The 7,177-nt window shown below is 69.8% G+C and carries 11 protein-coding genes; 3 read left to right on the forward strand and 8 right to left on the reverse strand.

Going from position 1 to position 7,177, the window contains the following annotated elements:
- Positions 1–11: 11 nt before the first annotated feature.
- From C2L58_RS12220 to C2L58_RS12235, 4 genes are all read right to left on the reverse strand, one after another.
- Positions 12–1,328: a tyrosine-type recombinase/integrase gene (locus tag C2L58_RS12220; protein ID WP_199191228.1), complete on the reverse strand. Its 1,317-nt coding sequence runs from the start codon at positions 1,326–1,328 to the stop codon at positions 12–14.
- A 764-nt stretch (positions 1,329–2,092) separates the two neighbouring features.
- The gene (locus C2L58_RS12225; RefSeq protein ID WP_103337696.1) at positions 2,093–2,419 is read right to left on the reverse strand and encodes a hypothetical protein; all 327 of its coding nucleotides are present in this window, start codon (positions 2,417–2,419) and stop codon (positions 2,093–2,095) included.
- A gap of 341 nt (positions 2,420–2,760) precedes the next feature.
- Positions 2,761–3,399, reverse strand: a complete 639-nt coding sequence (locus tag C2L58_RS12230) for a hypothetical protein (RefSeq protein ID WP_103337682.1) — start codon at positions 3,397–3,399, stop codon at positions 2,761–2,763.
- Between the two features lie 2 nt (positions 3,400–3,401).
- Positions 3,402–4,019 carry a hypothetical protein gene (locus C2L58_RS12235; RefSeq protein ID WP_103337683.1) on the reverse strand — a complete coding sequence of 206 codons (618 nt, stop codon included), beginning with the start codon at positions 4,017–4,019 and terminating at the stop codon, positions 3,402–3,404.
- A 115-nt stretch (positions 4,020–4,134) separates the two neighbouring features.
- On the opposite strand from C2L58_RS12235, the gene C2L58_RS12240 reads away from it, so the two are divergent.
- Entirely contained in the window at positions 4,135–4,731 is a 597-nt protein-coding gene (locus tag C2L58_RS12240; RefSeq protein WP_103337684.1) for a TetR/AcrR family transcriptional regulator, read from the forward strand.
- Between the two features lie 64 nt (positions 4,732–4,795).
- Here the strand turns inward: C2L58_RS12240 and C2L58_RS12245 are convergent, their stop codons facing one another.
- On the reverse strand, positions 4,796–5,431 hold the full coding sequence (locus tag C2L58_RS12245) for a hypothetical protein (protein WP_233225682.1): 636 nt from the start codon (positions 5,429–5,431) through the stop codon (positions 4,796–4,798).
- Between the two features lie 17 nt (positions 5,432–5,448).
- On the opposite strand from C2L58_RS12245, the gene C2L58_RS49810 reads away from it, so the two are divergent.
- Positions 5,449–5,622 (forward strand): hypothetical protein, encoded by a 174-nt coding sequence (locus C2L58_RS49810; RefSeq protein ID WP_199191229.1) that lies wholly within the window; start codon positions 5,449–5,451, stop codon positions 5,620–5,622.
- On the opposite strand, the gene C2L58_RS51475 is transcribed toward C2L58_RS49810, so the two are convergent.
- Together C2L58_RS51475 and C2L58_RS12255 are read right to left on the reverse strand one after the other, a co-directional pair.
- Entirely contained in the window at positions 5,541–5,963 is a 423-nt protein-coding gene (locus C2L58_RS51475) for a putative zinc-binding metallopeptidase (RefSeq protein WP_103337685.1), read from the reverse strand. The two genes, C2L58_RS49810 and C2L58_RS51475, sit on opposite strands and share 82 nt — an antisense overlap.
- 269 nt (positions 5,964–6,232) lie before the next feature.
- Positions 6,233–6,520, reverse strand: coding sequence for a helix-turn-helix domain-containing protein (locus C2L58_RS12255; protein WP_441296303.1), 288 nt, complete (start codon positions 6,518–6,520; stop codon positions 6,233–6,235).
- On the opposite strand from C2L58_RS12255, the gene C2L58_RS51275 reads away from it, so the two are divergent.
- Entirely contained in the window at positions 6,479–6,613 is a 135-nt protein-coding gene (locus tag C2L58_RS51275) for a hypothetical protein (RefSeq protein WP_255410526.1), read from the forward strand. The genes C2L58_RS12255 and C2L58_RS51275 overlap by 42 nt on opposite strands.
- Positions 6,614–6,788: 175 nt before the next feature.
- Here the strand turns inward: C2L58_RS51275 and C2L58_RS12265 are convergent.
- Positions 6,789–7,177, reverse strand: a 389-nt coding sequence (locus tag C2L58_RS12265) for an aromatic-ring hydroxylase C-terminal domain-containing protein (protein WP_441296301.1), incomplete at its 5' end; no start/stop codon positions are given.

The following is a 7,177-nucleotide window of genomic DNA, read 5'->3' on the forward strand; positions in this document are numbered from 1 at the left end:
GTCGCCCCGGTTCAGTGACTTGGCGTCACCATCCGTGCCCGTGGTGACCCGCTGCGCTGCCGGGGCACCACCACCTTGTGAATCTTGGCCCCACGCTGGTACCCGGCGCGCCGGACCAGCGCCGCCGTCGCATCCGCCGCCTGCTGCGCCAGGCAGGGCAGGACACTGGTGTAGGTGTCCGCGGTGAGCACGATGCTGGAATGCCCGAGCAGGGCCTGCACCACCCGCAGCTCGTTCCCTGCCGCCAGCGACAGGGTCGCCGCGCCGTGTCGCAAGTCGTGGAACCGGATCGGCGGCAAGCCGACCTCGTCGACCAGAGCCCGGAAGGTGCGGGAGACGTAGCTCGGGCTCCACGACCGGCCACCGTCATGGGAGAACACCCAATCACCGGCCGGGTCCTCCCGGGCGAGCCGGCGCAGCAAAGCGGTCGTCCCCCGATCCAGCGCGACCATCCGGCAGCTCGCGTCGGTCTTCGGCAGGCACACACCGCGGCCATCACGTTCGACCAGCTGCCGCACCACCGACAACGTCCGGTTCGCCAGGTCAACGTCGCACCACCGCAAACCGACCGCCTCCCCACGGCGCAACCCCAGCAGCGCCGCCACGTGATAGAGCGGATACAGCTGGTAATCGCGGACCTGCTCGAGAAACGTCGCGGTCTGCTCCGCCGTCCACACCGCGACAGCCGGACGCTCCCCGGTCCTCCGCCACAGCTCGACCCGAGCCTCGGTCCACACCACCGCCCGCGGGCGACGCGCCGAGGGCAACTCCACCCACCGCGCCGGGTTGTGCGTGATCAATCCACGCCGGATCGCACCGTTGAGCGCGGCCCGCAGCACCTCGCGAATCCGCTGCACCGTAGTCGGCGACAACGGCCGCGACCGCACCGCGTTCGCCCGCAACAACGCCGTGAACGCCGCCTGCACCTTCCCGATCGTCAGCTCCGACACCGCGAGCCCACCCAACCGCGGCTGCAGATAGTCGCGGATCAGCTGCCCATACAGCCGGCGTGTCGACGGGCGAAGCGTGTTCCTCGTCGCCAGCCACACATCCAGCCACTGACCCACCGTCACCAAGGCCCGCCCCGGATCCACATCCTCACCCAGCCAGAACCCCCGCGCCCGTTCCGCCGCAGCTCGTGAAGCAAACCCGCCGCGCTGCACCCGACGACGACCACCGTCCCGGCCGGCCGCCAGCTCGACCGCGAAATACCACCGCCCGTGACCACGCTCACCCAGTCGCGGACAACGCAACCCCCACCGGTGACCATCGTCCGGATTGACGCAACCACACCGCTTGAAAACCCGCCCACCTGATCGCTTCGCCATGATTCCTCCGTCCACAGAGCACACCAACGCATAAACGATGCGCCCTTCACGCAAAACACTCCATCCTGGAGCTTGGCGCCGCACCGGCTCAGCTCACTGAACGCGTCTTCGGCCGACCGGATCGCTGTGTGTCGAGGATCGGCCAAGTCCTGCAACCGGAACCGCCAGAGGTTCGACGCGACCGCTGGCGGCTCGACGGGGTTGGGGGTCATGCCGCGCTCGCCGGCCAGCCGCCAGGCCAGCCGCGCCGTCCGGGTCGAGCCGATCAGCATCCGACCACCAGGCGCACGACATTGCTCATGCAGTGCAGCCCGCGGCCGGCGAGCCGCTGACGGATGCTTTCGGCCACCCGGCGCACTGAGGCCCTCTGTTGCGCACCTTAGGCGGAACGGATGATGCGTAGCGATTCCAGTGCGACCCCCGAGCTGCACGGGGGTCAGCGCGCTGGAGAAGGTCTGCGGACCGCCGCAGAGCCGGACGTGCTCACACGCCGCCGCAGACCGGTTCACCAAGAACCCACCGGTCGCGGCGACACCAGCCCACCGGTATCCTCACCGTAGCGTTCGCCGACCTGCCTCGTCTGCGCCGCCGGCTCGCCACCACCAAGAACATGAGGCGACGCACAGCCCACCAGCGACCGCCGGAAACTCCAAGCCCCATGCCCTGGCGGCCCCGCCGGGGCATCCCCGATGCCGGTGACGCCATTCCTCCGCCAAGCGTCGCAACGGGGCGGCCCGTGCACACCTGCCATCAAGGCCACTGCATCACGAGCGATTGCGCGCGACGGCCGCGCAGGGTATCGCATCGAGCCCGTCACAGGACACCTCCGCCCACACCGGTTTGCTGCCCCCGGGGTGCGGGAGCATCCCCCACGCGTCGGCGAGTTTGTCGACGATCTGCATACCGCGGCCACCAAGCCGCTCGAGTGACGGGACTGCGATGACGGGCGGGTCGGGGCAGCTGTCGTCGACCTGCGCCAGCGTGCGGGAAGCCCACCGGCGGACCTCCACCAACGCCGGCGCGGTCGTACCGCGAAGATCCAGCGACCACGGCGGCGATGCCCCGTCGCCGGCGTTGCTCCCCTCGGGCATGGCCACATCACCCTCTCCAGGTGTCCGTCCTCCCTGCTGAAGACGTCCGCACACCGGCGATACCCCGGCTGCGGCAGCCTCAATCTCTCGGAGCCGGGCCCGAAACACCAACGCATCCCACGTTGTCAGAGGATGGGGAGCGTGCCGGTGTTGGCGGCGTGGTCAAGGTCGGCTCGCCGGTCAGCGACTGCGTCGAGCAGGTCGGACGCATGACCGCCTCATCGCCGTCGACCACGGGGGCCACCGTTCAGGCCAGCTGGCCGCAGCCACCGAAGGTGGAAGCGGAGAACGCGCGGTTCTTGGGCTCTGGACTGCACAGCCCGGAGTGCTCCAACGGGGGGTCATCCCACCCGGTCGAGAAGCCAATTGTTCCGCAGCCGGAGTGCGCGCTCCACGCTCGCCAGCACCGCGCCGACGCTGAGCACGGTGTTGAGCCACGCCGGAAGTACGACGGGTGAGACGAAGGTGCCGAAACGCTGCGCGACCGGCGGAATCTTGAAAGCGACCTCGATGAGCTGCGGGACGAGCAGCAGCACCGAGATCACCAGCAACGCGACCGACGTGGCACCGATCACCCGGCTCAGCACGGGATGGCGGCGGGCGAAGTGCTCCCGCCGCCCTTCGGCCGAAGCCCGATCGGGGACCAGCCGGCCCTCTTCCCCTTCGTCGGTGACGTAGTGGCAGCGCTTCAGCCCGAACGGCGAATCCGCGACGTCGATCGTGCCGCCCGGAACCGGAAAAGCCGCGGGCAGCTTCGACTCGGCGTGATGCCGTCCGTCGAGGTAGAGATCGACCGTGCCTTTGCCGTCGTCGGAGAAGAACCGACGGCGATGGCGGACATCGACGGTGTACACCCATCCGGCGAGGTCGATCGAGTACAGCGAACGCGCAAAGGGCTGCCACCAGCGGAACGGCTGCAGTTCCCGTCCGGTGCCGGGCTTGATCCGCTTGGCCGCGCGACGTCGGCGCCACTCCCCCACGGTCAGGCCCCCAGCACGCGGGGGACGAGGAAGTAAATCTCGACGACCTCGTACGCCGCGCCGATGACGAACACCGCGAGCGCCGGCAGCCACAGCGAGGCGAGCAGTCGCAGTCCTCGCCGATATCCCTGCCCGTGCATGCCCGCCTCGACCGTGGCCGGCCGGAGCCAGGACCGGCCGAGCAGGTACGCGCCGAACACCACGAGTACGTACGCCTGGAACTCGATGAGCACGGTGAGCGAATGCGGGATCAGGGTCAGCCCGCTCGTCCGGTCGACTGGAGCGAGCGTGATGCCGATGTCGATCGTCTTGACCGCGAAGACCGCGAGCCCCGCGAAGGGGACCACCAGCGACGGCAGGGTGATCAACAGCAACGCGGTCGGGAACACGTTGACCAGGAAGATGACCACGGCGAACAGCCAGCCGTTGCCAACGACGGCGTTGACGAGCGCGCCCTGCGACCCGTCGGCGAACGACGCGGTTCGCGCGGCGCGCAGGTCCGGGAACAGCATGCCCAGCGCCATGCCGAGCAGGAACGCCCCATAGACCAGCAGGTTGACGAGCAGGTACGCGCGGCGGTCGGCGCGGATGATCTGGAACGGCCTGCGGAGGCGGTCCATCGGATGTCACGTCCACTTCGTTTGTCGAGGTGAAAGCCACTAACACACTGTGTTGGAAACGGTCGGCCGCGACTGTAGCACAGCGTGCTAGTACAGTGTGTTGGAGGAGGTGGGCATGACGGAGGGGACCGGCAGCCGGGAGAAGATCATCCAGGCAGCACTGGCGATGTTCGCGGAGAATCCGGGGGCGACGCTCAGCGTCCGGGCGGTGGCGGCGCGGGCCGGGGTGAGCACCGGTTCACTCAGGTACCACTTCCCGACGCAGCGTGTCTTGCAAGAGACGATCCTCACCGGCATCTACGACACGATCACCCCCGGAGACCTGATCCACGACCAGTCCGTACCGGCCGCGGAACGACTGCTCGGGTGCCTCCGCCAAGTGCTGGCCGCCGCCGGAGTGGGCGCACAAGCGCGAGCGGGCTGGGGCGAGATCTTCAAGACCTACATCGAGCCCGAACCGACCGAGGAAAACCGCGCCGCCTACTCCGCCATCGACCAAGCCGGGCACCGCCGGGTCGAGTACTGGCTCACTGTCCTCAGCGACGAGGGCGCCCTGACCGGGGGAGACAACGCCCGGCGGGCCCGGTACCTCGTCACCGTCCTCAACGGACTCTCGATCGCCCGAGCCCTGCCCTCGGACGAATCGATCCTCACCACCGAAACAGAGGTCCTGCAGGACGCCGTCGACCACGTCCTCGCCCAGCGCCCCTGACGAGGCACCCGCTGGATCGTGCTCGCGGTCTCGTCATCCCGGCGCCCACCACGGACTGCCGAAGTCAGCCCGGCGGGTGCACCGCGATCTCCTCACCCAGGGTCGCCCCGTCGATCAGGTCGAGGTGGTCGCCGCTCCAGAAGCGGCCCGGGTCGTACCAGTTCGGCCGCCTGCCCCGCGGCAGCAGGCCCATGGCTTCGTAGGTCAACGCGACGATCTCGGCGCAGAAACCGGACTCGAGGCCGGCCTCTCGCGCGTCCCGCTTGCGCGACGGCAAGCGCCCACCGAGCCACCGGGAGGCGAGCCGCGCTGTGGAGGGGAACGGTGTGCCGTTGAGCCGCGCGATCGTGCGCAGGGCGGCGTCCTCCATCGTCGCGGTGACCCGGTGGTCGAGCTGTCGCAGCCAGACCCGCTGGTGGTACCGCTCGGTCCAGACGAGCACCGCCTGGCGCAGGTCGTGCAGCTGGGCGCCGCGGTGGCGGGACCCCGACCAGACGTCCGGCAGGCTCTTCCCCAGCTCCGCGTGCCACATCAGCGGCGGCAGGTCCTCGATCACGACCGCCATGCCGACGTGGTTGACCGGGCTGTTCGTGACCACTCGGATCGCGCGGTCAGCCGCGGACCGTCCCCGGAACAGCCACAGGTCGCCCGTACGCGTCATGGCCACGGCTTCGTCGAAGTCGAGCTCGGTCCCCGGCACGGCAGTAGCCTAGGCCCATGCGCTGGTGGAAAGCACTGGGACTGGCCGGGCTTGTCGGGGTCGCCGCGACCGGGGCGGTGATGGCGCGCCAGGAACGACGGCGGCGTGCCTACACCCCGGACGAGATCCGGGAACGGCTGCACGCCCGCCTCGCCGCCACGCCACCGGCGTCCGGCGGCGAAACGGACTGAGGTCGCCGTGCGCCGGCCGGTTCGCCCAGGCGGGGTCCGGGCGCCATCGCCCCGGCCCTTGGCAGGTGCTGCGCGTGCTCAACCCGGACAAGACGTCCACGACGTCGACCGGGCCTTCGGGAGTGCGACGCGATCGGTGTTCCGGCGACAAGGACACCGAGCACGGCGGCCGTCTGGACGGTGTTGCGAATGTGCCGCACGTGAGCGAACGTCTCGGTCCAGTCCTCCCACGGGTGAGCAGCGGCGTAGTGACTGACGTGGTTTCGTTCCAGTCCGCGTCGGGGGCGGTCGCGTAATGCTCGGTCAGCGCTTGCTGGCAGTCGGCGCTTGCCGGTTGTCAGCGCAGTTCAGCTGGGCAGGCAGATCGTCGAGGTCGAGGGCTTGGCGCAACGGGGCACCACGTCCGCCCGGATGCGGTCGCGGATGCCGGCGAGGCACCGATCTGATCAAGCATTCTTCATCAGCTACCCTGAGAGGCGCACGACGCTCGTGGAGGGCGAGAGCCTGCTCAGTTGTGACCTGCCCAGGGTGCAGGGCGACGTGATCACCCGTCTGTCCGGCGTGCTGACCCAGCGCCGACCTGGCGCAGAGCGAGACGAGCGCCGACGGGTCAGCCAAGGATCGTCGCCGCCTGCCAAGTTCCTGGGCGCAGGCCCGTCGCGTTCCGGAAGAAGAGCGAGAAGTTCGACGGGTCGCGGAACCCGAGTTCGCTCGCACACCGCGCCGCGGTAACGCGGTCGTGGGCCAGCAGGCGCTTCGCCTCGAGCACGATCCGTTCCACGATGTACGCCTTCGCCGTGCGCCCGGTGACCTGCTGCACCGCCCGGGTCAGAGTGCGCGGGGCGAACCCGTCGACGTGCTGCGCCGCAACCTCCTTCCCTACCTCTCCGGACCGCAGTTCGCGGTGATCGCCGACACCGGGCACCTCATCCCGCTCGAAGCCCCCGACGAACTCGCCGACGCCATCACCGCCTTCGCACCGGCTGCCTGACCGGCGATCGACGGAGATCACCAGGCTGCTCGAGCCACGCTCTCTTCGGTCGGCACGACGTCGTCTTCCCCTGCGCGCCACGGTCTCCCGCTCCAGCGGGCCGGGGGTGGAACGGACCAGCCACGCGAAGTCCGTGGCAGTCCGGTTCGTTTCGACCGGGGGTGGCGGTGCGCGCCTACGCTCCGTCCAAACGGAACAGAGCGGTGCCGAGAACTCGGGTCACTGCCTCTCCGAGTGGTGTGCCGCACGCCGAGTGCCAGGCGACGATGACGTCCGGGCGCAGCAGCAGAGCGCCGTCGGCGGGCAAGCAGACCTCGGCGAGCCAGTCCTGGTGCGACACCGTCGCCAGGCGCAACCCGAAACGATCCGCCTCAGCGATCCAGCGTCCGTTGTCCGGACCGGTGAGCAGGGTCAGGCCGGGCCCGGCGAGGTCCACAGTGGACGTCTTGGCGTCGAGCCAGGCATGGGGCACGCGCGTGCCGGGACGGCCCACCGGGGCGTAGTGGTCGACGGGCGCGGGGCCGCGGCCGTCGGGCACGAACGCGCCTTCGGGGTACTGGGTGC

The sequence above is a fragment of the Amycolatopsis sp. CA-126428 genome (assembly GCF_002904335.1).
Classification (GTDB): domain Bacteria; phylum Actinomycetota; class Actinomycetes; order Mycobacteriales; family Pseudonocardiaceae; genus Amycolatopsis.

What these genes read in the sequence shown, in the direction of transcription:
- C2L58_RS12220 (WP_199191228.1), bottom strand. Translation starts at nt 1,328, where the DNA reads ATGGCGAAGCGATCAGGTGGGCGGGTTTTCAAGCGGTGTGGTTGCGTC.
- C2L58_RS12225 (WP_103337696.1), bottom strand. Translation starts at nt 2,419, where the DNA reads ATGCCCGAGGGGAGCAACGCCGGCGACGGGGCATCGCCGCCGTGGTCG.
- C2L58_RS12235 (WP_103337683.1), bottom strand. Translation starts at nt 4,019, where the DNA reads ATGGACCGCCTCCGCAGGCCGTTCCAGATCATCCGCGCCGACCGCCGC.
- C2L58_RS12240 (WP_103337684.1), top strand. Translation starts at nt 4,135, where the DNA reads ATGACGGAGGGGACCGGCAGCCGGGAGAAGATCATCCAGGCAGCACTG.
- C2L58_RS49810 (WP_199191229.1), top strand. Translation starts at nt 5,449, where the DNA reads ATGCGCTGGTGGAAAGCACTGGGACTGGCCGGGCTTGTCGGGGTCGCC.